Annotated in this window: 24 protein-coding genes; 21 read left to right on the forward strand and 3 right to left on the reverse strand. The window is 56.9% G+C overall.

What is annotated here, in order from left to right:
- Positions 1–116 precede the first annotated feature (116 nt).
- From Q0746_RS15215 to Q0746_RS15250, 8 genes are all read left to right on the forward strand, one after another.
- The gene (locus Q0746_RS15215) at positions 117–1,367 is read left to right on the forward strand and encodes a Zn-dependent hydrolase (protein ID WP_298261787.1); all 1,251 of its coding nucleotides are present in this window, start codon (positions 117–119) and stop codon (positions 1,365–1,367) included.
- Entirely contained in the window at positions 1,364–2,056 is a 693-nt protein-coding gene (locus tag Q0746_RS15220) for a hypothetical protein (RefSeq protein ID WP_298261789.1), read from the forward strand. Before Q0746_RS15215 ends, Q0746_RS15220 begins: the two co-directional genes overlap by 4 nt.
- Before the next feature lie 287 nt (positions 2,057–2,343).
- Positions 2,344–3,807 carry a dihydropyrimidinase gene (hydA, locus tag Q0746_RS15225; protein WP_298261791.1) on the forward strand — a complete coding sequence of 488 codons (1,464 nt, stop codon included), beginning with the start codon at positions 2,344–2,346 and terminating at the stop codon, positions 3,805–3,807.
- Between the two features lie 111 nt (positions 3,808–3,918).
- Complete coding sequence (locus Q0746_RS15230; RefSeq protein ID WP_298261793.1) at positions 3,919–4,125, forward strand: hypothetical protein; 207 nt, start codon at positions 3,919–3,921, stop codon at positions 4,123–4,125.
- Positions 4,126–4,148: 23 nt separating this feature from the next.
- Positions 4,149–4,940, forward strand: a complete 792-nt coding sequence (locus Q0746_RS15235; RefSeq protein WP_298261795.1) for an ABC transporter ATP-binding protein — start codon at positions 4,149–4,151, stop codon at positions 4,938–4,940.
- Between the two features lie 257 nt (positions 4,941–5,197).
- Entirely contained in the window at positions 5,198–6,112 is a 915-nt protein-coding gene (locus Q0746_RS15240; protein WP_298261796.1) for an ABC transporter permease subunit, read from the forward strand.
- Entirely contained in the window at positions 6,109–6,954 is an 846-nt protein-coding gene (locus Q0746_RS15245) for an ABC transporter permease (RefSeq protein ID WP_298261798.1), read from the forward strand. Before Q0746_RS15240 ends, Q0746_RS15245 begins: the two co-directional genes overlap by 4 nt.
- A 40-nt stretch (positions 6,955–6,994) precedes the next feature.
- On the forward strand, positions 6,995–7,975 hold the full coding sequence (locus Q0746_RS15250; protein WP_298261800.1) for an ABC transporter substrate-binding protein: 981 nt from the start codon (positions 6,995–6,997) through the stop codon (positions 7,973–7,975).
- 44 nt (positions 7,976–8,019) lie between these two features.
- On the opposite strand, the gene ppk2 is transcribed toward Q0746_RS15250, so the two are convergent.
- A complete protein-coding gene (ppk2, locus tag Q0746_RS15255) occupies positions 8,020–8,904 on the reverse strand; it encodes a polyphosphate kinase 2 (RefSeq protein ID WP_298261802.1) in 885 nt (294 codons plus the stop codon).
- A 174-nt stretch (positions 8,905–9,078) separates the two neighbouring features.
- On the opposite strand from ppk2, the gene Q0746_RS15260 reads away from it, so the two are divergent.
- The 5 genes from Q0746_RS15260 to ccmI all read left to right on the forward strand — a co-directional run bounded on the left by Q0746_RS15260 (position 9,079) and on the right by ccmI (position 14,186).
- A complete protein-coding gene (locus tag Q0746_RS15260) occupies positions 9,079–9,924 on the forward strand; it encodes a DMT family transporter (protein WP_298261804.1) in 846 nt (281 codons plus the stop codon).
- 116 nt (positions 9,925–10,040) lie between these two features.
- Entirely contained in the window at positions 10,041–12,026 is a 1,986-nt protein-coding gene (locus tag Q0746_RS15265; protein ID WP_298261806.1) for a heme lyase CcmF/NrfE family subunit, read from the forward strand.
- A 5-nt stretch (positions 12,027–12,031) separates the two neighbouring features.
- A complete protein-coding gene (locus Q0746_RS15270; protein WP_298261808.1) occupies positions 12,032–12,574 on the forward strand; it encodes a DsbE family thiol:disulfide interchange protein in 543 nt (180 codons plus the stop codon).
- Between the two features lie 14 nt (positions 12,575–12,588).
- Positions 12,589–13,038 (forward strand): cytochrome c-type biogenesis protein, encoded by a 450-nt coding sequence (locus Q0746_RS15275; RefSeq protein WP_298262152.1) that lies wholly within the window; start codon positions 12,589–12,591, stop codon positions 13,036–13,038.
- On the forward strand, positions 13,035–14,186 hold the full coding sequence (gene ccmI, locus Q0746_RS15280; protein ID WP_298261810.1) for a c-type cytochrome biogenesis protein CcmI: 1,152 nt from the start codon (positions 13,035–13,037) through the stop codon (positions 14,184–14,186). The genes Q0746_RS15275 and ccmI overlap by 4 nt, the downstream gene beginning before the upstream one ends.
- A 10-nt stretch (positions 14,187–14,196) precedes the next feature.
- On the opposite strand, the gene Q0746_RS15285 is transcribed toward ccmI, so the two are convergent.
- Positions 14,197–16,254: a protein-disulfide reductase DsbD domain-containing protein gene (locus tag Q0746_RS15285; RefSeq protein ID WP_298261812.1), complete on the reverse strand. Its 2,058-nt coding sequence runs from the start codon at positions 16,252–16,254 to the stop codon at positions 14,197–14,199.
- A 142-nt stretch (positions 16,255–16,396) separates the two neighbouring features.
- Between Q0746_RS15285 and Q0746_RS15290 the strand changes: the two genes are divergently transcribed.
- The 3 genes from Q0746_RS15290 to Q0746_RS15300 all read left to right on the forward strand — a co-directional run bounded on the left by Q0746_RS15290 (position 16,397) and on the right by Q0746_RS15300 (position 18,810).
- Positions 16,397–17,122, forward strand: a complete 726-nt coding sequence (locus Q0746_RS15290) for a DsbA family protein (RefSeq protein WP_298261814.1) — start codon at positions 16,397–16,399, stop codon at positions 17,120–17,122.
- A 38-nt stretch (positions 17,123–17,160) separates the two neighbouring features.
- Complete coding sequence (locus tag Q0746_RS15295; protein WP_298261816.1) at positions 17,161–18,147, forward strand: glyceraldehyde 3-phosphate dehydrogenase NAD-binding domain-containing protein; 987 nt, start codon at positions 17,161–17,163, stop codon at positions 18,145–18,147.
- Between the two features lie 69 nt (positions 18,148–18,216).
- Positions 18,217–18,810, forward strand: a complete 594-nt coding sequence (locus tag Q0746_RS15300) for a L,D-transpeptidase (protein WP_298261818.1) — start codon at positions 18,217–18,219, stop codon at positions 18,808–18,810.
- Between the two features lie 57 nt (positions 18,811–18,867).
- On the opposite strand, the gene Q0746_RS15305 is transcribed toward Q0746_RS15300, so the two are convergent.
- The gene (locus Q0746_RS15305; RefSeq protein ID WP_298261821.1) at positions 18,868–20,226 is read right to left on the reverse strand and encodes a phosphomannomutase; all 1,359 of its coding nucleotides are present in this window, start codon (positions 20,224–20,226) and stop codon (positions 18,868–18,870) included.
- Between the two features lie 407 nt (positions 20,227–20,633).
- On the opposite strand from Q0746_RS15305, the gene Q0746_RS15310 reads away from it, so the two are divergent.
- Genes Q0746_RS15310 through Q0746_RS15330 form a run of 5 tightly spaced genes read left to right on the forward strand, consistent with a single transcriptional unit; the run spans position 20,634 to position 23,940 of the window.
- On the forward strand, positions 20,634–21,332 hold the full coding sequence (locus Q0746_RS15310; RefSeq protein ID WP_298261823.1) for a contractile injection system protein, VgrG/Pvc8 family: 699 nt from the start codon (positions 20,634–20,636) through the stop codon (positions 21,330–21,332).
- Entirely contained in the window at positions 21,287–21,580 is a 294-nt protein-coding gene (locus Q0746_RS15315; RefSeq protein ID WP_298262153.1) for a contractile injection system protein, VgrG/Pvc8 family, read from the forward strand. Before Q0746_RS15310 ends, Q0746_RS15315 begins: the two co-directional genes overlap by 46 nt.
- Complete coding sequence (gene tssI / locus Q0746_RS15320) at positions 21,495–22,772, forward strand: type VI secretion system tip protein TssI/VgrG (protein WP_298262154.1); 1,278 nt, start codon at positions 21,495–21,497, stop codon at positions 22,770–22,772. The genes Q0746_RS15315 and tssI overlap by 86 nt, the downstream gene beginning before the upstream one ends.
- Before the next feature lie 8 nt (positions 22,773–22,780).
- Positions 22,781–23,704, forward strand: a complete 924-nt coding sequence (locus Q0746_RS15325; protein ID WP_298261824.1) for a hypothetical protein — start codon at positions 22,781–22,783, stop codon at positions 23,702–23,704.
- Entirely contained in the window at positions 23,704–23,940 is a 237-nt protein-coding gene (locus tag Q0746_RS15330) for a hypothetical protein (protein WP_298261826.1), read from the forward strand. Before Q0746_RS15325 ends, Q0746_RS15330 begins: the two co-directional genes overlap by 1 nt.
- Positions 23,941–23,949 lie beyond the last annotated feature (9 nt).

The following is a 23,949-nucleotide window of genomic DNA, read 5'->3' on the forward strand; positions in this document are numbered from 1 at the left end:
TCTTTCTTTAGCAATTACCGCGAGATGCGATAGATTTTACTCGGGAAATCCTTGACAGGTCTCTAACCAATGTTAGCCTTCCTTTGACCGGCTGGTCAAATACTGGGGATTACATAATGACAGCACCTGGCGAAAACTTGAAGATCGATGGGGCTCGCCTGTGGGACAGCCTGATGGAAATGGCCAAGGTGGGCCCCGGAATTGCGGGGGGCAACAATCGCCAGACACTGACCGACGAGGATGGCGAGGGGCGCGCATTGTTTCAAAGCTGGTGTGAGGCCGCAGGCTGCACCATGGGGTTGGACCAAATGGGCAATATGTTTGCCCGTCGCGAAGGCACGGACCCAGAGGCATTGCCGGTCTACATCGGCTCCCATCTTGATACACAACCCACCGGTGGCAAATACGATGGCGTGCTGGGCGTTTTGAGTGGTTTGGAAGTTGTTCGCACGCTTAATGATTTGAACATAAAGACAAAACACCCGATTGTCGTGACGAACTTCACCAATGAAGAGGGCACGCGCTATGCGCCAGCCATGCTGTCCTCAGGGGTTTTTGCAGGCATTCACACCCAAGACTGGGCCTATGCGCGTGAGGATGCGGACGGGAAGCTATTTGGCGACGAACTAAAGCGCATTGGCTGGCGCGGAGACGAAGAAGTCGGCGCGCGAAAAATGCACGCTTTCTTCGAGCTGCATATCGAGCAAGGCCCGATACTGGAGGCTGAAGGCAAGGAAATCGGGGTCGTGACCCATGGCCAAGGCCTCAGTTGGACGCAATTGACCATCACCGGCAAGGACAGCCACACCGGATCAACGCCGATGCCGATGCGCAAGAACGCGGGTCTTGGGATGGCGAAGGTTCTGGAGTTGGTGGATGAAATCGCGTGGTCCCATGCGCCTCATGCTGTGGGGGCGGCGGGGCATATCGATGTCTATCCGAATTCGCGCAATGTGATCCCTGGTAAAGTGGTCTTCACCGTCGATCTGCGATCCCCAGATATCGCGGTGATAGAGGACATGGAGCAGCGTCTCGCTGCTGGCGCGAAGGCGATTTGTGACGAGATGGGCTTGGGCTTGGAGTTGGAAAAAACCGGTGGCTTTGACCCCGTGACCTTTGATGAAGGCTGCGTCACTGCGGTGCGTGCAGCGGCGGATAGGTTGGGGTATTCCCACATCAATCTGATCTCGGGCGCGGGGCATGACGCCTGCTGGATCAACCGTGTGGCCCCGACGGCAATGATCATGTGCCCTTGTGTTGACGGTCTTAGCCACAATGAGGCCGAAGAGATTAGCCCCGAATGGGCCGAGGCAGGGACCAATGTGCTGTTCCATGCAGTCGTCGAGACTGCGGAGATCATTGGGTGATAAATCTCAAAACCATAGCTCTGCTGTGCATGGCGACATTGGCAGGATGCGCGACCCCATACGACCCCGTTCAAGTTCGATCGGGGATTGGCGCCGATGTGGATCTGGACGCGCTGCGACCGCCGTCCGGCGTGACGTATAACTACGTTTTGGAAAGCGAAGGTGTGCCTGTCCCCGTGACAATGTCCCTAAAATCACGCCGGTTGGGCAGGACAAATTACACCTATGATGGTCAAATGACTATGGTTTTGCCGGAAGCCGAAAATCTTGAAGAAATTGCCAAGGTTCTGTCAGGCGTGTTGGGGCAAACCGATATTCGCGTGCGCGGCAATCGGTTGATGATACCGGTGGGCATAAAGTCTGATAACCGCTTTAGATCGGCCAGCTCCAACATCATCGGAGACGTCACCCGATATACGCCGCATGACTGTTTCGCGGTGCTTGGGGAGTGCCGCTATACCTCCACCGACCGAAACGGGCGCAGCATCAATCTGCTGAGCACAACAACTGAAGACAAGGGCGTTTGGCGGTCAAAGACAATACTTGATCCCAAGGCCAAAAATCCGAAAATCCCCAACGAAACAAGAAGTTCGGTCTATTCAATAGATAAGAACGCTGTGCTGATCGACATGTATATATTCCGCAAGTCAGGGGCCAACCGGACTGTCTTTGCGATAAAGAGGAGATAGCGATGGAGGCTCGCATTGATCGCTGTGTGCAGATGGGGCCCGTCGGGATAAATGCTGACAAATTTGATGCGCAACCGGTGCATTAAATATGGGTTTTGGGAAAGATCCACGCCGTATTGCAGGCCGACATGAATGCCTTGGAGGTCGAATGTACCACTGCCGCCTTGGCGCGGATGGGCATTTGCGCAAAGCCCTTGGGGGCGCGGGGCCATTTGCGGCTCAAAGATACCGGGGGTGTGGCGCGCAGCTAGACCTGCACGGATTGACAGATTTGAAGGGAAACGCACATGAGTAAAGTCATCAAAGGTGGAACAATCGTCACCGCGGACCGTAGCTGGAGCGCAGACGTTCTGATTGAAGGTGAGAAGATTGTCGAGATCGGTGAGAACCTGAAAGGTGACGAGGTTATCGACGCCGAAGGGGCCTATGTGATCCCCGGCGGTATCGACCCGCACACCCATCTGGAGATGCCTTTCATGGGCACCACCGCCACAGAAACCTTCGAGAGCGGCACCTTCGCGGCCGCCGCAGGTGGTACAACCATGCTGGTGGATTTCTGCCTTCCAGGGGAGGACGGATCGCTTCTGAATGCGATTGATGATTGGGACCGCAAGTCGCGTGACCAAATCTGCACAGATATTTCCTATCACATGGCCATCACAGGCTGGAATGAGAATATTTTCAACGAGATGGAAGCCGTCGTTAAAGAACGCGGCATCAACACCTTCAAGCATTTCATGGCCTATAAGGGGGCGTTGATGGTTGAGGACGACGAGATGTTTGCCTCGTTCAAGCGCTGTGGCGAGTTGGGGGCCTTGCCATTGGTACACGCAGAGAACGGCGACATTGTTCAGGAGCTGCAGCAAAAATATTTGGCCGAGGGCATCACAGGTCCAGAAGGCCACGCCTATTCGCGCCCACCAGAGGTGGAAGGTGAGGCGGCAAACCGCGCGATTATGATCGCTGACGCCGCAGGCACACCGCTCTATATTGTTCATGTGTCGTGTGAACAGGCCCATGAAGCCATTCGCCGCGCCCGCCAAAAGGGGATGCGGGTATTTGGAGAGCCGCTGATCCAGCACCTCACCTTGGATGAGACCGAATATTTCAACAAAGACTGGCAATATGCGGCCCGCCGTGTGATGTCGCCGCCGTTCCGCTCCAAAGATCATCAGGATTCCCTTTGGGCGGGCCTCTCTGCAGGATCATTGCAGGTTGTCGCCACCGATCACGCGGCGTTTTCGGACAAGCAAAAGCAGATGGGCCTCGAAAACTTCACCATGATCCCCAACGGAACGGGCGGCCTTGAAGAACGTATGGCCATGCTTTGGACCACCGGTGTTGAAACAGGCCGATTGACGCCCGAAGAGTTCGTGGCTGCGACCTCTACCAACATTGCGAAAATACTGAACATCTACCCAATGAAGGGGGGGCTCGCCGTTGGGGGGGATGCTGACATCGTTGTGTGGGATCCCAAGATCAGCCGGAAAATTGCCGTCAGCACCCAAAAGTCTATCATTGATTACAATGTGTTCGAGGGTATGACAGTCACGGCTCAGGCGCGCTACACATTGTCCCGTGGGGATGTGGTCTGGGCGTATGGCCAAAACTCGCAACCACAACCCGGGCGCGGGAAATTCATTCGCCGTCCGGCCTTCGCCAGTGCGTCACGTGCCTTGAGCAAGTGGAAGTCTCTCAACACCCCGCGCAAGATCGAGCGCAACCCGCTCAACATTCCGTCGGGGGTGTGAGGAGTTAATAAATGGTTAATCAAGATGGAAGTGCCCAGTTTGTGTCACACAATAGCCGGATTGGGCTGAAAAACCTCTGCCTAGAAACGGGACAGGCAAAGGGGTTTTTTTATGCAAGTTCTCTTAACAAAGGTACTTTTGGTGGTGGCACTTGGGCTGCTGGCCATTGGGACTTGGGTCAACGACATAGCCATCGCCGACGCGATGTTCATCTTTGCAGCATTTGCAATCGGTGGAGTTTGGGCCAAATACAGCGCCGCGGCCGAAGCGAAAAAAGACAGCGAAGAGGCACAGAACATCGAGATGTCAGCGGCGTAACACGCCTGGCGGGGCTGCTCTAAATGGCCCCGACTGCAACAAAGACGGTCATCAGCGCTGAGGCGCTGGATTTGACCTTTCAGACGCCAGATGCGCCGGTTCATGCGTTGAAGGACGTCTCGCTGAATATTCAGCAAGGCGACTTTGTCAGCTTTATCGGGCCCTCTGGCTGCGGCAAAACCACGTTTTTGCGGTGTATTGCAGGGCTGGAGACGCCCACAGGCGGCAAGTTGACCGTCAACGGCATGACCGCCGATGAAGCGCGCCGCGCGCGCGCATATGGGTATGTTTTCCAAGCCGCGGGGCTTTACCCTTGGCGCACAATCTCTGGCAATATCAAGCTTCCACTCGAAATTATGGGCTATTCGAAGTCGGATCAAAACGAACGCGTTGCGCGGGTTTTGGACTTGGTCGAGCTGTCCGATTTTGGCGCAAAATTTCCGTGGCAACTGTCAGGCGGCATGCAGCAACGGGCCTCGATCGCGCGGGCTTTGGCCTTTGATGCCGACATCTTGCTGATGGATGAACCCTTCGGGGCCTTGGATGAAATCGTGCGCGACCACCTCAATGAGCAACTTTTGGCTCTCTGGGCACGGACGAATAAAACAATCGGCTTCGTGACCCATTCGATCCCCGAGGCGGTATACCTCTCAACCAAGATCGTCGTCATGAGTCCGCGTCCGGGCCGAATAACCGATGTGATCGAAAGCCCGCTGCCGAAAGAGCGCCCGCTTGATATTCGTGACTCGCCTGAGTTCATCGACATCGCCCACCGCGTTCGTGAAGGGCTAAGGGCAGGGCATTCGAATGATTGATGCGGCGAAATATACGCCCCGACCAGTGAGGTCGAGGCGCTGGAGAGACGATACTGCTGTATCTCATCACCGCTTACGGCCATCGGCTCCTCAGCCTGTTCCGCATCACGACATTACGGTGAAAATTGTAAACAAATCTTTAGCATCACTGCTTCATAAATACCTAAATCCCATCCCCTCACCCTTCGGTAAGGTTGATCCTTCTGGACGCTCCGCGGGAGGTATTTTTGAAGCAATGATGAGAGGGGGGGCACTTTATGTCTAGGTTTGCCCCTGTTTTGACGATCGTCGTCGCGATTTTTGCCTTTTGGTATGCCGCTGTTCCTTTCATGAATGTGAAGGAAACTTTGACCAGCTTGGAGCGGGCAGGAGCAGTGGTTACCCCGAGCAATGCAGTTGAGCGGCGAGACGCCTCCCATATCGCCTTGGTGATGAAGAACAGTTTCGCCATTTCCGCGACCTATGCCCAAGACCGCCCGCGCTTGCCTGCTCCGCATCAAGTGGCGCAAGATCTTTGGAAGACGGTGGTGATGAAGAAAGTCACCTCCAAGCGATCATTGGTCTATCACGGCTGGATTACCTTGAGCGCCACTTTGCTGGGCTTTGCCATCGGGACCGGAGCAGGGATATTGCTTGCAGTTGGCATTGTGCACAGCCGCGCCATGGACATGAGCGTCATGCCATGGGCGATCGCGTCACAAACCATCCCGATCCTCGCGATTGCGCCGATGATTATCGTGGTCTTGAATTCCATCGGTGTTCAAGGGTTGATCCCAAAGGCGATTATTTCCGCCTACCTAAGCTTTTTCCCTGTGGTTGTTGGTATGGTCAAAGGGCTTCGTGCGCCGGATGCCATGCAGATGGATCTTTTGAGAACATACAGCGCCTCGCAAGGTCAGGGCTTTTGGAAGCTTCGTCTTCCGGCCTCAATGCCGTATTTGTTTGCGTCCTTGAAAATTGGTGTGGCGGCTGCACTTGTCGGAGCCATTGTCGCCGAGCTTCCTGCGGGTGGTGCGCGCGGGTTAGGGGGGCGGATGCTCACCGGCAGCTACTACGGCCAGATGGTGCAAATATGGTCCGCACTGGTGTTTGCCGCGGTTTTGGCCGCTGCGTTGGTTCTCTTGATCGGGTTGGTTCAAAGACGCACGCTTAAACGAATGGGGCTGGCATGAGCATGGTGATAGCGGCCTTGGGTTTCTGGATCGCCATGTGGGCGTTGAATCGGCGTTTGGCCAACGGGGCAGGGGCAAACACGCGCTTCATCCAGCTACTGGTGCCTGCCATTTTCGGCCTTACGATCCTTGTGGTTTGGGAATTGCTGGTGCGCGGGCTTGAGGTGCCTTTGGTTATTCTTCCCGCCCCTAGTCAGGTCATGGCCAAATTCTTTAGCGAGATTCCGACCCTGTGGCTGGACTTTCAGCAGACCTTTTTGAAGGGCGCGCTAAGCGGATATGTCATGGGCTGCGGCGCGGCGTTTTTGATGGCCGTATTGGTGGACCGCTACGACTTTTTAAAGCGGGGCCTTTTGCCGGTGGGCAACTTTGTCGCCGCCCTGCCGATCGTAGGCACGGCGCCGATCCTAGTGATGTGGTTCGGGTTTGATTGGCAATCCAAGGCGGCCGTCGTGGTTGTGATGGTCTTCTTTCCCATGTTGGTGAACACGGTCGCAGGGTTGCAAGAAACCACGTCAATGCAACGGGACCTCATGCGCACCTATGGCGCGGGCTACTGGCCCAGCTTGACCAAACTGCGCCTGCCTGCGGCCATGCCCTTTATTTTCAATGGGCTTAAAATTTCAACAACGCTCGCCCTGATTGGCGCTATTGTGGCCGAGTTCTTTGGCTCTCCGACAATGGGGATGGGGTTTCGCATTTCCACCTCGGTCGGGCAACTGGCGCTCGATATGGTCTGGGCGGAAATCGTGGTCGCGGCCCTTGCGGGCTCCGCCTTTTACGGGGTGGTGGCCATGGCCGAAAAACGACTGACGTTCTGGCACCCGTCGCAACGAAAATAACAACAACACCCAATTCAAATTCAACCTGGAGGACGACAAAATGAAAAAGCTACTTTTAAGCGCCGCAGCACTTGCGATGGCCACGGCAGCCAACGCCGCTGACGAGGTGAAGCTGCAGCTGCAATGGGTCACGCAAGCGCAATTCGCTGGCTACTATGTGGCCAAGGACAAAGGGTTCTACGCCGAGGAAGACCTTGACGTGACGGTCCTGTCCGGCGGCCCAGACATTGCCCCGCCGCAGGTGTTGGCAGGGGGCGGCGCTGACGTCATGTTGAACTGGATGCCATCGGCCTTGGCGGCACGCGAAAAGGGTCTGCCGGTGGTGAATATCGCCCAGCCCTTCAAAACATCCGGTCTGATGCTGACCTGCTGGAAAGACACTGGCATCACCAGCCCGCAAGACTTCAAAGGCAAGACCATCGGGGTTTGGTTCTTCGGCAATGAATACCCGTTCCTCAGCTGGATGTCCCAAGAGGGTATCTCCACCGACGGCGGGGAAGATGGTGTGACCGTTTTGAAGCAAGGCTTCAACGTGGATCCGCTGTTGCAGCGCCAAGCCGACTGTATCTCCACCATGACATATAACGAATACGGCCAAGTGCTGGATGCGGGCGTGTCTGAAGATGAATTGGTGACCTTCAAATACGAAGACCAAGGTGTCGCGACACTGGAAGATGGCATCTACGCGCTGGAAGACAATCTAAAGGACCCCGCTTTCAAAGACAAAATGGTGCGCTTCGTGCGTGCGTCGATGAAAGGGTGGAAATACGCAGAGGAGCACCCTGATGAGGCGGCTGAAATCGTGCTGGAGAACGACGAATCCGGTGCGCAGACCGAAGCACATCAAAAACGCATGATGGGCGAGATTGCAAAACTCACAGCCGGTTCCAACGGCGCCCTTGAAGAGGCTGACTTCAAGCGCACTGTCGCGACACTGCTGGCAGGCGGCTCCGATCCGGTGATCTCCAAAGAGCCGGTAGGCGCTTGGACGTCCGAGATCACTGACGCGGCTTTGAAGTAGATCTTTTGACGACAGGATGGGCGCATTGGTGCCCATCCTATACCCTATACCCCCTTGCGGTTGGCCGGATGCAACGAAGAGGCCAAAATATGGTCCGACCCATGCACCACAGCCTCGGCTTGGTGAAAGATTTTCGGGTCGGGGGGCGTGGCAACGCTTTCGTCTTTGTCGGGATAGTCCAGCTGCCACAAGAAATGCTTGATGCAAGCCAATCGCGCGCGCTTCTTGTCGTTAGATCGTATCACTGTCCAAGGGGCATCGGCGGTGTCCGTATAGAAGAACATCGCTTCTTTCGCCTCTGTGTAGTCATCCCATTTGTCCAAACTTGCGCGATCGATTGGCGACAGTTTCCAGCGCTTCAAAGGATCAGTTTCGCGGGCTGCAAACCGTTTCTTTTGCTCGTCTTGGGTGACGGAAAACCAGTATTTGAACAGCTTTATTCCGCTGCGGGTCAACATGCGTTCGAATTCTGGCGTTTGGCGCATGAACTCCAGATATTCAGTGGGTTTGCAGAACTCCATGACCCGTTCCACTCCGGCGCGATTATACCAAGACCGATCATATAGAACCATTTCACCGGCCGTTGGCAGGTGTTTGATATAGCGCTGGAAAAACCATTGCCCGCGCTCTTCGTCGGTGGGTTTGTTCAGCGCCACGACGCGGGCCTCACGAGGGTTCAGATGCTCGGTGAACCGCTTGATCGTCCCACCTTTACCTGCCGCATCGCGTCCTTCGAACAGCAAAACGAACTTTTGCCCCGTTTGCGTGACCCAATGCTGCACCTTCAAAAGCTCAACCTGCAGGGCCGCCTTTTCCGCCTCATAGTCTGCCCGATTGATTTTCTCGGCATAGGGGTAGTCGCCTTGCTCAAAGCCGGTGATGGAGGCTGGTGGGGCAGGGGCATCGGTTTTGGCGGGGCGTGCAGACATATGGCAGTCCTATGGTTAACTTGGTGTCATAGCGTGAGTATCGACGAGATATTAACGAAAGCTGACGCATCGGCATTGACTTGGATCAACACGGCACCGCTGAACGGGGTGGCACGGAGCTGCGCGGAGGCAAAGGCGCTTGCTGAACCCACAGCAGGGGCTTAGCGTGCTGTGATGTCTCTTCTCGTCTTTTTTGCCGTCATTTCCGCCGCCGTGCTGCATGCGATCTGGAACGCCTTGGTCAGGGGTGGCGCGGATAAGCGGTTGAATATGGCGGGTGTGGTGATCGGTCATTTGCCTTTGGGGATCGTTGCGCTGCTTTTGGCACCGTCCCCAGAGCCGGCATCCTATCCCTATTTATTCGCCGGAATTGCCCTGCATTTCGGCTATCAGTGGTTTTTGCTTGGCTCCTACAAAATCGGAGAGCTGACACAGGTCTACCCCATCGCGCGTGGGATAGCGCCGCTGTTGGTGGCCGCCGTGTCCCTTCTTTTCCTTGGGGTAGACCTGAGCGGGCTGGAGATGCTGGCCATCGCCACAATTGCCGCGGGAATTCTAAGCATATCCTTGGTGCGCGGGACAGATGGGTTGCGACACGGCAAGGCCACGGGAATGGCGCTGGTCACCGGCTGTTTCATCGCCAGCTATTCCTTGGTGGATGGGATGGGGGCACGGCTGTCGGGCTCCCCGATTGGTTACTACGCTTGGCTGGGGATCGCCAATGCGGTGATCTTTGCAGGGTTCATGGCGGCCACAACTCCGCAGGTGCTACGTGATCTGCCCACCAAAGGGATGAAGGTGTTCTTGGTTGGGGGGAGCGCTTCATTTGTCGCCTATAGTCTTGTGATCTGGGCGTTCACCCAATCCTCAATCGCCTTGGTGACGGCCCTGCGCGAAACATCGATCATATTTGCCTTGTTGATTGGGGTGATGTGGATGGGCGAGCGCCTGAGCCTTGGTAAGGTTCTTTCCACGATGATCACAGTGGTCGGGGTGATTTTGCTGCGGGCCTCACGGTAACAGCGGGTTTTCTCGCCGGATCGTGAACGGGCGGGGCAACGGGTCGCGGGGGGATGCCTTGACCTTCGTGCACGCTTGGCCCCATCTAAGCGGATATATCTCAACAGGTTGCCGCCATGATCCCTGAACTCGGACAATTCGCACTTTCCCTCGCCTTGATTGCGGCCTTGGTGCAAAGCGTATTGCCTATGTGGGGCGCCGCGCGCGGCAATGTGTTGTGGATGCGGTCGTCGCAGGCCAGCGCCTTGGCGCAGTTCCTGCTTATCGCATTCGCATTTGCGGCCCTGATGCGCAGCTACATCGTGTCAGATTTCACCGTTGAAAATGTCATCAATAATTCTCATTCCTTGCAGCCGATGATCTACAAAATCGCGGGCACATGGGGCAACCATGAGGGGTCGTTGCTTTTGTGGGTGTTTATCCTTGCAGGCTTTGGCGCGGCGGTGGCGTTCTTCGGGCGCAACATCCCGCAGGCCCTGAAGGCGCGCACCCTGTCTGTTCAGGCGTGGATATCCGTGGGCTTCATCAGCTTTATGCTGTTCACCTCGAACCCGTTTACCCGCGTGTTCCCCCCGCCATTGGATGGCACGGACTTGAACCCCTTGCTGCAAGACTTGGGGTTGGCGATCCATCCCCCCCTTTTATACGTGGGCTATGTGGGGTTCTCTATTGTGTTTTCCTTTGCCGTGGCTGCGCTGATTGAGGGGCGCGTTGACCCTGCTTGGGCCCGTTGGGTGCGCCCTTGGACTTTGGCGGCTTGGACGTCGCTATCGGCGGGCTTGGGGCTGGGGTCATGGTGGGCCTATTACGAGCTGGGCTGGGGCGGCTGGTGGTTCTGGGATCCGGTGGAAAACGTGGCCTTCATGCCTTGGCTTTTGGGGACTGCATTGCTGCATTCGGCCATTGTCACCGAAAAGCGGGATACCTTCAAAAGCTGGACGATCTTGCTGTCGATCCTGACGTTTTCACTTTCGTTGTTGGGCACATTCATCGTGCGCTCGGGGTTGCTGACTTCGGTACATGCCTTTGCCGTCGACCCAGAGCGCGGCGTCTACATCTTGGGGCTGTTGTTTGTGTCGATTGGCGGGTCACTGGCGCTTTTTGCGTGGCGGGCCCCAGCGATGGAGGGGGGCGGGTTGTTCGCCCCGATTTCGCGCGAGGCGGGCTTGTTGATTAACAACCTCTTGCTGGCCACGGCCACTGCGACCGTTCTGTTTGGCACGCTCTATCCATTGTTCTTGGAAGCCGTTACCGGCGACAAAATCTCGGTCGGGCCACCCTTCTTCAATGCAAGTTTCGTCCCGATCATGATGCCGCTGTTGTTGGTCATGGGCGTGGGGCCGTTTTTGTCATGGAAGCGCGCAGATCTGGCGGGTGTTTTATCCCGCTTGAAGCTTGCCTTCGCCTTGGCTGCCCTTGTGTCTTTGGGGGTCTGGTATGCGACCACAGGCGGGCCGGTCTTGGCAATCATCGCCATGGGGGTCGGGGTTTGGTTGTTGATCGCAACTGCGCAAGAATGGGCAACCCGAGTGAAGCTGTTCAAGCCCGACGCATGGGCGCGCATTCGCCGTCAGCCGCGGGCATCTCATGGCATGACATTGGCCCATTTGGGAGTGGCCTTCTTGGTGCTGGGGGCCACAGGCTCATCGGCTTGGAAGGAAGATATCGTAGCCTTCGCCGACCCAGGAACGGTGATCAAGATCGCAGGCTTTGAGCTGACCTTTGAGAGCGTAGAGCGCCAGCAGGGCCCCAATTACATTGCCGATGTGGCCACCTTAAGCGTCACCCGCGAAGGCGAATTCGTCACCAATTTATACCCTGAGCGCCGCTTTTACCCTGCGGCAGGGTCGACGACGACGGAAAGCTCCATCCGGCAAACGCTGGCGGGGGACCTCTATGCCTCCCTCGCGGAACCGGCGGCAGAAGGGGCCAAAAACAACTGGGTTTTACGTGTGCTCTATGAGCCATTGGTGAACTTCTTGTGGATCGGGACGGCCTTCCTTGTGTTAGGCGGTGGCTTGTCACTGTCGGACCGCAGATTGCGCATTGGCGCGCCGCGAAAATCCAAACCCGCGCCCCTAAGCGCCACCCCAGCGGAGTAACCGGTATGAAACGTCTGCTTTTTGCGCTGCCCTTGGTTGTCGCCATCATAATTGGAGGGTTTGCCATTTGGGGGCTGTCGGGGGGGCGTGATCCTTCTGCGCTGCCTTCTGTGTTCATCTCACAGCCGGTTCCGCAGCTCAGTCTGGGCCCCATCGAGGGCGTGAACAGCCCGGGCCTGACGACCGATGACATCAAGGCCATGCAGGGGATCAAGCTGCTCAATATATTTGCGTCTTGGTGCGGGCCATGCCGCGCGGAGCATCCCAACTTGGAACGCTTGGCACGCGAAGAAGGCGTGACACTGGTTGGGGTGAACTACAAAGACAAGCCGGAGGCCGCTGCCAAATGGCTGGCTGAACTGGGCAATCCCTATGCGGCCATCGGTTCGGATTACAGCGGGCGCGCGGGCATTGATTTGGGCATATCCGGCGTTCCAGAGACCTTTATCATCGACGCGGACGGCATAATCAGGCACCGCTTTGCGGGCCCGTTGGTGGGTGACGGTTTGCGTCGGTTCATGGAGACATTGAACGAGGTGCGCAAGTGATCCGCATATGGATCATGACGCTGGTGCTGCTCGCCTCTCCGGCGGCGGCGGTGGAGCCGGACGAAGTGCTGTCCGACCCAATCCTCGAAGAGCGCGCCCGCGCCATTTCCAGCAAAGTGCGATGCGTGGTTTGCCAGAATGAACCGATCGACAATTCAAACGCTGGTGTGGCGCGCGATCTGCGTTTGCTGATCCGCGAGCGGTTGGTCGCGGGGGATAGTGATCAAGAAATCTTTGACTTCTTGGTGCTTCGATATGGGGATTTTGTGCTGTTCAAGCCGCCCTTCAAACCGTCGACTTACGCTTTGTGGCTTGGCCCCTTTGTGATCCTGCTGATCGGGGGAGGGGCGGTCGTGGTCTCTTTGGCGCGGCGTCCCAAAGGACCTGCGGCATCGGCGGCGGATCTGAGCGTTGAAGAAGAGACAGAGCTGGCCAAGCTCATGCAAAAGGACACGCCCCAATGACGTTCTGGCTTTCGGCTTCCGGCCTTGCTTTGCTAACAACCGCTGCTTTTTTGTGGCCGTTGATGCGGCGGAATGCCGATACCTTGGGGCGCGCGGACGGGGCAATCGAGATATTCCGCGACCAGTTGGGCGAAGTAGACCGTGATGCGGAACGCGGCATCATCTCCGGTGCTGAGGCCGATTCAGCGCGTATTGAAATCAAGCGCCGCATGATCGCCGCGGATAAGTCTCGCGAGACCTTCGGGGGCAAATCCCACGATGGGCGGAACCTGTTGGTGGCTTTGGCCTTGGCGACACCACTTGCAGGGGCCGCGCTCTATGCCCAATTGGGCGCGCCGACTATTCCCTCCGTTCCCTTTGCCGAGCGCAAATCAGAACAGACCGAAGCCCAAAACCTGCAAAAACTGACGGCCCAGCTGCGCAGCAGGCTCGAGAGTGAACCAAATGGCGGCGAGACCCGCGGCTGGGAATTGCTGGCGACGACCTACACCAATATGGGGCGCTACAAAGATGCCGCCGCGGCCTATGAACGCATCGTGGAGCGCGAGGGGGCGACCTCTGCCACTTGGTCGCAATATGCCGAGGTCTTGATTTCCGCCGAGAACGGCATCGTCACGAAACCCGCTGAAGACGCGATCAACCGCGCGGTGGAATTGGATCCGCTGAACCCCGCTGGAGCCTATTACAAAGCCGCCGCATTGTCGCAATCAGGAAAGGTGAAGGAGGCGCGCCAATCGCTTCTGGATCGCGTGGCTCAGGAGCAGGGACCGGCTCCTTGGATGCCGTTCTTTCTACAAGAGGTGAACCGTCTGGGCGCAGAGCTGGGGCTTGAACCTGTCGGCTTGCCGGACTTTCCCGATGCCCCTCGCGGGCCTTCGCAAACCGATGTTCAGGCGGCGGCCGAGATGACAGAGCAAGAGCGTCGGGAGTTCGTGCGCTCGATGGTTGATACTTTGGCCGAGCGGATGAAGGATGAGCCGGAAAACCTGCAAGGATGGCTGCAACTTGCCCGCGCCTATAGCGTGCTGGGGGAAGGTGACAATGCCCGCGCAGCATATCTCAGCGCAAAGGAATTGACCGACGCGCTGCCCGAAGATGACCCGCGGCGTCTCGCGGTGGATCAGGGGCTGGAGGCGCTGGAAAACTAAGGTTCAGGCGCTAAGACTTGGCCGCGTCCAAAGCCGTGAGAACCAGCTCCTTAGTCAAGAACTCGGGCAAGGCAATGCCATCTGGGGCGTTGGGGCCATAGACGATATTGAACGGAATGCCGAAGCGCCCATTGCTTTTGAGGAAGCTTAGGATTGCAGGGTCAGGCTGGGTCCAATCTGCGCGCATGGCGGTAACACCATCTGCGCGCAGGCGATCGCTGACGGGCGCGCGATCCAACACCCGAGCCTTATTGGCCTTACATGTCAGGCACCAAGAGGCGGTGACATCCACGAATACCACATCTCCTTGAGCGACGGCCTCACGAATGGCGGTCTCTTGGAACACAGCCCAATCTGCACTGGCCACCACAGCTTGGGGGGATGGACGCAACACGGCTGGCATCAAAAGCGCCACCGCAACCAAAGCCGCAGGAGCGGCCCAACGCAGGCTGGACCCGACTGGCAGCTTTAGCGCTACAAGTGCGGCCAGAAGAAACGCCCAAAAGGCCAAGATCACCTGCCAGCCCGCCACGGTCAACAAAACCGACGAAAGCCACAGCGCGGTCAAGGCTAGCAGCCCTGCCATCACCCATTTCACCCAGACCATCCAGGGCCCAGGCTTGGGGAGGGCCTGCACCCATGAGGGGCGCAAGGCGATCAACAGGTAAGGCGCCGCAAGACCCACCCCAAGGGCTGTGAAGGTCGCGACTGCCTCCATCGCGCTGCCAGCCAGCGCAAAGGTCACAGCTGTGCCCAAAAACGGAGCAGAGCAGGGCGTGGCCAACACGGCGGCCAATGCCCCCGTGCAGAAGTCACCCCACAGGCCCGTGCCCCCTTCAATCCGGCTCATCGAGGTGTTCAGGCGTTGCGGAAGGCGAAATTCGAACAGCCCCGCCAGATTGGCCGCAAACAGCATGATCAAGGCCACCATTACCCCAAGGAACACCGGGTTTTGGAATTGCACCCCCCATCCAATTTGCCCGCCACCTGCGCGAATGCTCAACAACACGGCGACTAAGGCCCACATGAAGGTCAAAACTCCAAGTGCAGAGACCAAAAATCCCGTGCGAATACGTGCGGGGCTTTGATCGCTGGATTTCAGCGCAGAGGCGAATTTGATGGTCAGCACCGGTAGGACGCAGGGCATAATGTTCAAGATCAACCCGCCAAGAAGGGCGATGAGCACAATTCCCCAAAGGCTGGATTCTGCGGCTTGGGACGTGAGCGGGGTCGCAGCCGGATCGCCCGCGGTGAACAGTGCGGCGCGCGAACCATCGCGAAAGACCACATCGAATGATGTGATGCTCTGCGGCGCTGACAGGACCGGCAGGGTTGCTACAACGGATGTGCGGTCGGCGGAATAGGTGAATGCGGGGGCTCCGAAGGTGGCGTCAGGCCCCATGTCTGGAAACACCTGCAGCGCATCTGAAAAACCGGCGTCGCTGACCAAAGATATCTGCAATTCGGTTTTATCTGCCGACATCCAGTGTTTTGGATCCCGCATTCCGGCCTCACCGACAGGTGTGGGCACCTGTGCTGCAGCCTCGGCGATTGCGCTGGCGGAGGTGACATCTACCCCGGCCTCTCCGGCCAGTAGGGTGACATTGAGGTCGAATAATTCGGGGATGCATAATTCGTGACAGACAAGCAGATTGGCCGACAGGTTCAAGACCGTTGTCTCACCGACCTTGTCCAATGTCAGCTGGATCGGGAATGTCACCTCATCGGCATAGCCGTAGTTTTCAATCTCGAAGGCTTCGAAACGGGTCGGCGCGGGGTATAGGATGGTGCTATTGGCAACATTCGACGATGCCCCCCAGTCAAGGTCTGGGGCGTAGCCTACCGACCCCGGGGCTTTCCAATAGGTTTTCCACCCCTTTGCCAAAGTGACCTGAAGGGCCGCAGATAAGGTGCCCGCATTAGGGGTTACCGCATTTTCAGCGGTAATCAGGCGCGCCGTCATGCGGTCGCTTTGATAGGCCAGTGACGAGGCCGCATAAGCGGGGGGCAGGGCAAAAAACAAGGCTGCGCACAGCAATGTCGCGATCAGGGGCGTCAAAACTCTCATGAGACCCTTGGTCCACTGCACGCCCTACAAAGGCAAGAGATTTTGCACCTGTGTCACCGCCTCGTGAACGCCAAGTGTTTGACAATCTGATCGCACAAGATCACGGTCCCGTTAACACCTCTGTCCCAAGGAACCTTACGTTATGATCCGTCTTGCTATGACCACTGCAATTGCCCTTGCCTTAACGTCTGGGGCGGTGACCGCCGAAGACCTGAGCAAGAAACAGATGCAAGAGCTGGTGCTGCAAACCATTCGCGACAACCCAGAAATCATCATGGAAGCCATCCAAACGCTGCAAGAGCGCGAAGAATTGGCCAAAGCCGATCAAGCGCAGGCAGTGCTGAGCGCCAACCGTCAGGCTTTGGAGCAAGATCCAAACGCGCCGGTTATCGGCAATCCAGACGGTGATGTTACCGTGGTCGAGTTCTTTGACTACAATTGCGGCTATTGCCGGCGCACTTTTGACGATGTGCATGAATTGATCGGGGATGACAGCAATCTGCGCGTGGTGATGCGGGAATGGCCGATCCTTGGCGAAGAAAGCGTCTATGCGGCGCGGGCGGCTTTGGCCTCTCGGGCGCAGGGCAAATATGAAGAGTTTCACAACGCGTTGATGAGTTTCGAAGGCCGCGCCAACGAGACCAGCGTCGGTATCATCGCGGTGGAGCTTGGCATTGATATCGATCAGCTGAAGCGAGACATGAACGCCCCAGAAGTCGCGGCGCATATTCAAACCAGCATGCAATTGACACAGGCCTTGAACCTGAACGGCACTCCGGCCTTCATCTTCGGGGATCAACTGGTTCCCGGCGCGATCGAGTTGGAGCAAATGCAGGCCCTTGTAGCGCAAATTCGCGACGCGGGCTGACGTCAGCGGGCAGGTTAGGCAAAAGGCGGGCTCTATCCATGGCAAAAATAGCCATCAATGGTTTGGGACGCATCGGGCGTTCCATTTTGCGGCTGTTAACCACCACACCTTTGGGGAACGGCTTCGAAATCGTGGCGTTGAATGACATCGCCCGCCCAGAGCTTTGCGCCTATTTGCTCAAACATGATAGCGTCTTTGGGCCATTCAATGGCGAGGTCAGCTATGACGATCACGCCTTGTATATCAATGGCATAGGCTACCCTCTGACGGATAAGGCCGATTTGTCGACCTTGGATTTGAGCGGCATTGATCTTGTTCTCGAATGCACCGGTAAAGCCACCACGCGGGATTTTGCAGAGCGCGGTTTACAGGCCGGCGCTGCGCGAATTTTGATTTCTGGTCCTTGTCCCTCGGCGGATGAGACTGTTGTGTTGGGGGCAAATGATGCGGCGTTGGCGGGGCAGGCCATTGTGTCTTGTGCCTCTTGTACCACCAATGCGCTGGCTCCTCTTGCGCGGGTAATTGATGACGCTTTCGGCTTGGTTACGGCCCATATGACGACCATTCACTGCTATACGGGGTCCCAACCCACGGTGGACGCGCCGCGTGGAGATCTGGTGCGTTCACGGGCGGCGGCATTGTCGATGGTGCCCACTACGACATCTGCGGGGCGTCTTACGGATCTTGTGCTTCCGGATCTGGCAGGGCGCATTTTCGCGACTTCGGTGCGCGTGCCGACGGCATCGGTGTCGGCCATCGACATGAGCTTTCAGGCGCAAAGCCCGTTTACCGAACAGAAAATTAACGACGTTCTTATGCTGGCCAAAGGCTCCATTATCGGGACCACAAACGAGCCGCTGGTATCGTCCGACCTGCGCGCGCGCCCTGAAAGCATCGTCATGGCGCTGCCAGAAACCCATGTCACCCAGTCGGGCGGCATGGCGCGGGTGTTTGGCTGGTATGACAACGAATGGGGCTTTTCCAATCGGATGATTGATTTGGCTGGGCGAATGACACAGACGTGAGTTTGCGCAAGCGCGTCAAAATGCTAAATGAAGCAAAACCTTCTTCAAAACGCCAAAGGCCCTGACCCTATGAGCACCAAATCGACCCGACGTTTGTTTTTGACCTCCGCATCTGCGGCATTGGTCACCCCCGCCATTCTTCGTGCGCAGAGCATCGCTACCCCCATTGAAGAAGTGGGCGTGCCCGCTGCGTCCCGAGGTGTTGACCGCAACGCCTCCAGCTTTCAACAGCAGCTGTGGCAAGATCACTTTGATACTTTGGGCGTGGCAACCGTTGTTGCGGATACGACGTCGCGCGCGCTGCATTACTGGAATGCTGACGGCACGGATTACCGCGTGTTTGCAACCTCGGTGCCGCGCCGCGAAGACCTGACGAAGCGCGGCTACACCAAGATCGTGCGCAAACGTGTCGGGCCCGATTGGACCCCGACCGCTTCGATGATCAAGGAAGACCCGACACTGGCTTATATGCCTCCTGGTCCGGGAAATCCGCTGGGCACCCACGCGATGTATCTGTCGTGGCCTGCCTATTTGATCCACGGCACCCATGATACGCGCAAGATCGGGCGCCGGTCCTCTTCAGGCTGCATTGGTCTGTATAACGAGCAAATCGCGGTGCTCTTCGATCTTTGCCCCGTTGGCACACAGGTTCGCGTAATCTAGCAAAAAAGGGCGGTGCCGCATCTGCGCACCGCCCTTTTTGTATCTTGAAATCGTGGGTTAGGCGTTGATGATCAGCTTGCTGATCTCGGCGACTTTCTCCGCCAGAAGCGCGCGGTCACCACGTGCCTCTACGTTCAAGCGCAACACAGGCTCGGTGTTGGACTGGCGCAGATTTACCCGCCAGTCGCCGTAATCCAGCGACAAGCCGTCCAAACGGTCCACCGCCTGTGCGCCGTCCAGATAGGCGGCCTCAAACGCGTCAATCGCGGGTTGCTTGTCGTCCAACTTGAAGTTGATCTCGCCGGAAGATGGGAAGCGGGCCTGCATGTCTGCCACCAGCTCCGATAGCTTCTTGCCGGTTGTGCTCATGTGTTCGATCAGCAGCAACCAAGGGATCATGCCACTGTCGCAATACATGAAGTCGCGGAAGTAGTGATGCGCCGACATTTCGCCGCCGTAAACCGCATCAACTTCGCGCATCTTGGCTTTGATGTGGCTGTGACCGGATTGAGAGGCCACGGCCTCGCCGTCGCTGGTTTCAACCAGATCAAGCAGCGCCCAGATCACGCGCGGGTCATGGATGATCTTTGCACCGGCGTTTTTGCCAAGGAATGCCCCTGCCAGCAGGGCCACAACATATTCGCCGTCAATGAACGCCCCTGTTTCGTCGAAGAAGAAGCAGCGATCAAAGTCGCCGTCCCACGCCACGCCCAAATCAGCGCCTTCGGCCAGAACCATGTCGGCGGTCTGCGCGCGGTTTTCTTCCAACAGCGGGTTGGGGATGCCGTTCGGGAAGGTCTCATCCGGTGTCAGATGTTGGCGCACGAACTCGATGGGGGCGTCCAGCTTGTCGGCGATCACCTCAAAGGCCGGACCGGCCACGCCGTTGCCCGCGTTGACCACAACCTTCATGGGGCGCCATGTGGATGTGTCGGCAAAGCTAAGAACGCGGTCTGCAAAGGCGCCGCGCGGGTTCTCTTGTTTCAGGGCGCCGCGGGCTTTGGCGGGACCGAAGTCGTTGGCCTCTGCCAAGGCTTGGATTTCACCCAAACCGTCAGCCGAGGAAATGGGCCGCGATCCGGCCTTCACCATTTTGATGCCGTTGTAATCTATTGGGTTGTGGGAGGCCGTGACCATCAAGCCGCCGTCGCTGACAAAGCGGGTGGTGGCGAAATAGACTTCCTCGGTGCCGCAGAGACCAAGGTCGATCACATCCACGCCCTCGTCGCGCAGGCCTTCGGTCAATTGATGCGCCAAGGCCTTTGACGTGGGGCGGATATCATAGCCGATCACGACCGAAATTGGGTCAAGAGAGCGCGCAAATCCACGCCCGATGCGGTAGCAAATGTCTTCGTTCAATTCGTCGCCCAAACGGCCGCGCACGTCGTAGCTTTTGAAACAGGTTAGGTTACTCATAATCTCGCCTCATGTTGTTATGGCCACCTCTACAGCGAACTGCGCGGGCGTCCAAGGGGGCGTTATGCGGGAGGCCTGTGTGGCAATGACATGGGCGATGGTTCGCCGGTAGGGGGCTATGCGGAAAGGAGGGGTTGGTCGTCGACTGGTCAAATGTCTGGTTTGCGGGACAAAGTTGCCGTTGGATGACGGTGTGTTAATGTCCGTTTTAGGAAGCCGTTCCACAAACAGTCAACTATAATTTCCATGATTATGAGCCTCTGTCGTCCGCTCCTTTCAAAGCCGACTCTGCGAGTGCAAACCCATGCGCCCTGCGCAGTTGTTAGAGGTCTCACACAGCTTTTAGCTTTGCTTTCCAAGACGATATGGTAAAGCTCCCTTATAAATTTTTTTAGCGGATTTTTAGTATGAACAGTCACTTTAACCAGCAAGATCGTCAGGGCCGCCTGACGACGACGCTGGGGCCTGACACGCTGGTCCTGTTGCGCATGGATGGCACAGAGGAACTGTCGGGCGATTTTGAGTGGCGGGTTGAAGCGCTGGCGGGGGATGGCGGGCTTGATCTTGAAGCCCTGCTTGGCACACATGCGACAGTCGAGATTGACCACGCCACCGGCACGCGCAGCTTTGACGGGATCGTGTGTGAGGCCGAAGCGCGCGGCGGCTTCGAGAATGGCTGGCGGTATGATCTGGTTCTGCGCCCATGGCTTCATGTGGCCGGGCTGCGTCGCAACATGCGGATATTTCACAATAAGACTGTCATTCAGATCGTCGAAGAAGTTCTGAGCGGGTATTCAAATATGGGGGATCCGCACCTCGATGTGAAGGTGTCCGAAGACTACCCTGTTTTGGAATTCACGGTGCAATACGGCGAAAATGACGCGGACTTCGTACGCCGCCAGTTGGAACGCCATGGCATCACTTGGTCGTGGCGGCATGCGGCTGGATCTCACACGCTGCTGCTCACGGATGCCGAGGTCGCTCTGCCCTCCGTGCCTGGAGAAAGCCGCCCGTACTATGCGTTGACGGCTATCACCGGGCCGAGGAAGAGCACTTCAAGCTGTGGACCTCGGCCAAGCGGATCACGACGGGTGCTGTGCGGTTAACGGAGTACAACTTTAAGACTCCTACCGCCGGGCAAGAAGTTGACCGGACGGACGAAGTGGCGCACCCAAGCGGCGATGTAGAGAGCTACGATTGGCCCGGTGATTATCTGGATCACGGCGAAGGGCGCGGTGTGGTGTGGTGTGGTGGGCCGTCGCTTGGAAGTGGAACGCGGTCAAGCCCCGCGCCACCAAGCGGACGGCGATGTCGTCTCGCTCGGTGCAGGTTACCTTGTGACATTGGCGGGTGATGATGTGCCGGATGCCACGGGCAAGAGGTTTGTGTGCCTCAAGGCGCAGCACCAGTTCCGATCGCAAGCCTATGGATCGGGCGATGCGGGCAACGACGAGACGCCCTACGAAGGCAGCTATATCCTGATGCCCGACGACACACCGTTCCGACCTGAACGCCGAACACAGGGTCCGCGCGTGCAAGGGCCGGAAACCGCTGTGGTTGTCGGCGAGGGCGAGATTGATTGCGACGAACACGGACGCATCCTCGTGCGGTTCCACTGGGACCTCGATGAATCAAACTCGATGCGCGTGCGCGTGTCGCAAAACTGGGCGTCCAAAGGCTGGGGCGGCATGGTCATCCCGCGCATCGGCATGGAAGTCATCGTGGAACATCTGCGCGGCGATCCGGACAAGCCGATTGTGACAGGCTGCGTGTATAACGGGGCCAACAAGCCGCCGTATGAATTGCCAGCCCATAAGACGCACAGCACGTTTAAGACAGACACGCATCATGGGACGGGATTTAACGAGCTTAGATTTGAAGATGCGAAGAGGCGGGAAGAGATTTTAATCCACGCGCAAAAAGACCGGAATGAAAAAACGCTTCATAATCACACGAACCGAACCGACAATAACTACGCGCTGAGCGTGGGGCACAACTTTTCAGAAGATATTGAATACAATCGCGAAGCGAATGTTGGTGGAAATGTTTCATTTTTCGTTGGTCATAAAACATCTTCGGGGCCTGTTTCTGCCTCGATGCGCCAAAACTGGGAAGGTATCGGTCCCTATGGATACCAACTCGGTGAGCGGGGTGCGTCTGCAAAACCTCAAGGTAACTTTACGCTGGTGACGAATGGATCACAACGGTTTCTGTCTGATGGATCCACACTCATCGAAACAGACTTATCGATGTCATTGCGTGCAGATCAGAACTTTCAGCTCAACGCCGCGCAAACCTACGAGGCCTCGGTTGGCAGTGACTTGTCCGAGGCCATCGGAGCATCGCGAATGTGCACCGCCGGCGATCGGATCGTGTTTGCAACCGGGTCAAGCAAGCTCATTCTTCGTTCAAACGGGCAAATAATTCTGTCTGGTAACGAAATCATACTGCGCGGCAAAAGCAAGGTGTCGATCTTTACCGAATCGCTCAAAGGTGTCGGGAGCTCTCTTGTCGAATTTATCTCCAAGCGCATCAACTTAAATTAGGAGAAGTCATGCCTCAAGACGGTCCAGGCCTCACAATTGACGGTGAGTATACTGATAACGGAGGGGTCGCAGAAGACGGTTCCGACACGCTAATATGCGGCCTTTTGGTGGATGGCGGCATCATTGAATGTTCAGAAGCCCAGCCTGAAGAGTTTATTGAACAAAACTGGATGGAGACATTTGATTTTGATCGACGTTTGTTTGCAAATTACGGCAAGGATTGGTGGTTGGGTGTGCTCTACGCACCGGCTAGGTCGGGTGCGATGGGGTTTGTAGCCGGCCGAAATATGACCGAGGCTGGAACTTACCTCGGTGAGGTCATTAACTCGATTTGGCCACATCGACGTGCGATTTTCAAGATGCTTAAGTTGATGGTCCGTATGGGTGTTGGATCCGAGGATTTCGAGCGGCGGATGGAAGCCTGCGTTGCCGAGGACTACCCCGATTATCTAGATGATTTCCAACGACTTGATCAGCAGGCCGAGCAACGTCTTCGGGATGCAGCAGGAGGTATGGCCCGCCGCATGGCCGGTGGCGTTTTTGTGAACTACGTTACAACTGGAGGGCGCTACGGACGTCGTATGGTAGCGGGTAGTCCGGCACGGGTCCGAAACGTCTACCCGCTTCGCATTCCAGCGAATCTCGTCCTCGCAACATGGGGTGGCCTTTTGCGCACATATATGGAATATCGCTATCCAGACACCGTACGGACGACATATGCAGTAAGTGGTGCAATGCCACGCGAACCAAATATCTTGAACCTTTTTGGTGCTATTCTTCTAGGGGACGGTGCGCCGCTTGATTTCGTCAATCGAGAAGATTTCAACCAACTTATCGCCGTTGCCGCCGAGTGCGTTGCAGATGACGAAGAGGATCAGGCCGCATTTGATGCGCTTCTAGACGCCCTAATTTCATTCCATGAGGATCGATAATGATCAGGCGCGCGATTGGAGCACTCATTGCCGCCTCTTTCGAGGCGGTGTTCATCATCTTACCCGGCTTGATCTTTGCCATCGTTCTTTTGATTTCTTTCGCAGGACCATGGTATGGATGGGTCGGGATCGGCTTACTGTTCGGTGGTTATGCCATCATAATGGAGAGCCTCAAGGATAAGATCTTGCACTATTTTGATCCGTTGGATGAGGACCCACACGATCCAAACCGCTGATATTCGTTG

This window comes from uncultured Litoreibacter sp., assembly GCF_947487515.1.
In the GTDB taxonomy this organism is placed as follows: Bacteria; Pseudomonadota; Alphaproteobacteria; order Rhodobacterales; family Rhodobacteraceae; genus Litoreibacter.

Excerpts from the sequence above, each read along its gene's own strand:
- Q0746_RS15215 (WP_298261787.1), top strand. The coding sequence starts at position 117 with ATGACAGCACCTGGCGAAAACTTGAAGATCGATGGGGCTCGCCTGTGG.
- hydA (WP_298261791.1), top strand. The coding sequence starts at position 2,344 with ATGAGTAAAGTCATCAAAGGTGGAACAATCGTCACCGCGGACCGTAGC.
- Q0746_RS15230 (WP_298261793.1), top strand. The coding sequence starts at position 3,919 with ATGCAAGTTCTCTTAACAAAGGTACTTTTGGTGGTGGCACTTGGGCTG.
- Q0746_RS15235 (WP_298261795.1), top strand. The coding sequence starts at position 4,149 with ATGGCCCCGACTGCAACAAAGACGGTCATCAGCGCTGAGGCGCTGGAT.
- Q0746_RS15240 (WP_298261796.1), top strand. The coding sequence starts at position 5,198 with ATGTCTAGGTTTGCCCCTGTTTTGACGATCGTCGTCGCGATTTTTGCC.
- Q0746_RS15245 (WP_298261798.1), top strand. The coding sequence starts at position 6,109 with ATGAGCATGGTGATAGCGGCCTTGGGTTTCTGGATCGCCATGTGGGCG.
- Q0746_RS15250 (WP_298261800.1), top strand. The coding sequence starts at position 6,995 with ATGAAAAAGCTACTTTTAAGCGCCGCAGCACTTGCGATGGCCACGGCA.
- ppk2 (WP_298261802.1), bottom strand. The coding sequence starts at position 8,904 with ATGTCTGCACGCCCCGCCAAAACCGATGCCCCTGCCCCACCAGCCTCC.
- Q0746_RS15260 (WP_298261804.1), top strand. The coding sequence starts at position 9,079 with ATGTCTCTTCTCGTCTTTTTTGCCGTCATTTCCGCCGCCGTGCTGCAT.
- Q0746_RS15265 (WP_298261806.1), top strand. The coding sequence starts at position 10,041 with ATGATCCCTGAACTCGGACAATTCGCACTTTCCCTCGCCTTGATTGCG.
- Q0746_RS15270 (WP_298261808.1), top strand. The coding sequence starts at position 12,032 with ATGAAACGTCTGCTTTTTGCGCTGCCCTTGGTTGTCGCCATCATAATT.
- Q0746_RS15275 (WP_298262152.1), top strand. The coding sequence starts at position 12,589 with ATGACGCTGGTGCTGCTCGCCTCTCCGGCGGCGGCGGTGGAGCCGGAC.
- ccmI (WP_298261810.1), top strand. The coding sequence starts at position 13,035 with ATGACGTTCTGGCTTTCGGCTTCCGGCCTTGCTTTGCTAACAACCGCT.
- Q0746_RS15285 (WP_298261812.1), bottom strand. The coding sequence starts at position 16,254 with ATGAGAGTTTTGACGCCCCTGATCGCGACATTGCTGTGCGCAGCCTTG.
- Q0746_RS15290 (WP_298261814.1), top strand. The coding sequence starts at position 16,397 with ATGATCCGTCTTGCTATGACCACTGCAATTGCCCTTGCCTTAACGTCT.
- Q0746_RS15295 (WP_298261816.1), top strand. The coding sequence starts at position 17,161 with ATGGCAAAAATAGCCATCAATGGTTTGGGACGCATCGGGCGTTCCATT.
- Q0746_RS15300 (WP_298261818.1), top strand. The coding sequence starts at position 18,217 with ATGAGCACCAAATCGACCCGACGTTTGTTTTTGACCTCCGCATCTGCG.
- Q0746_RS15305 (WP_298261821.1), bottom strand. The coding sequence starts at position 20,226 with ATGAGTAACCTAACCTGTTTCAAAAGCTACGACGTGCGCGGCCGTTTG.
- Q0746_RS15310 (WP_298261823.1), top strand. The coding sequence starts at position 20,634 with ATGAACAGTCACTTTAACCAGCAAGATCGTCAGGGCCGCCTGACGACG.
- Q0746_RS15325 (WP_298261824.1), top strand. The coding sequence starts at position 22,781 with ATGCCTCAAGACGGTCCAGGCCTCACAATTGACGGTGAGTATACTGAT.
- Q0746_RS15330 (WP_298261826.1), top strand. The coding sequence starts at position 23,704 with ATGATCAGGCGCGCGATTGGAGCACTCATTGCCGCCTCTTTCGAGGCG.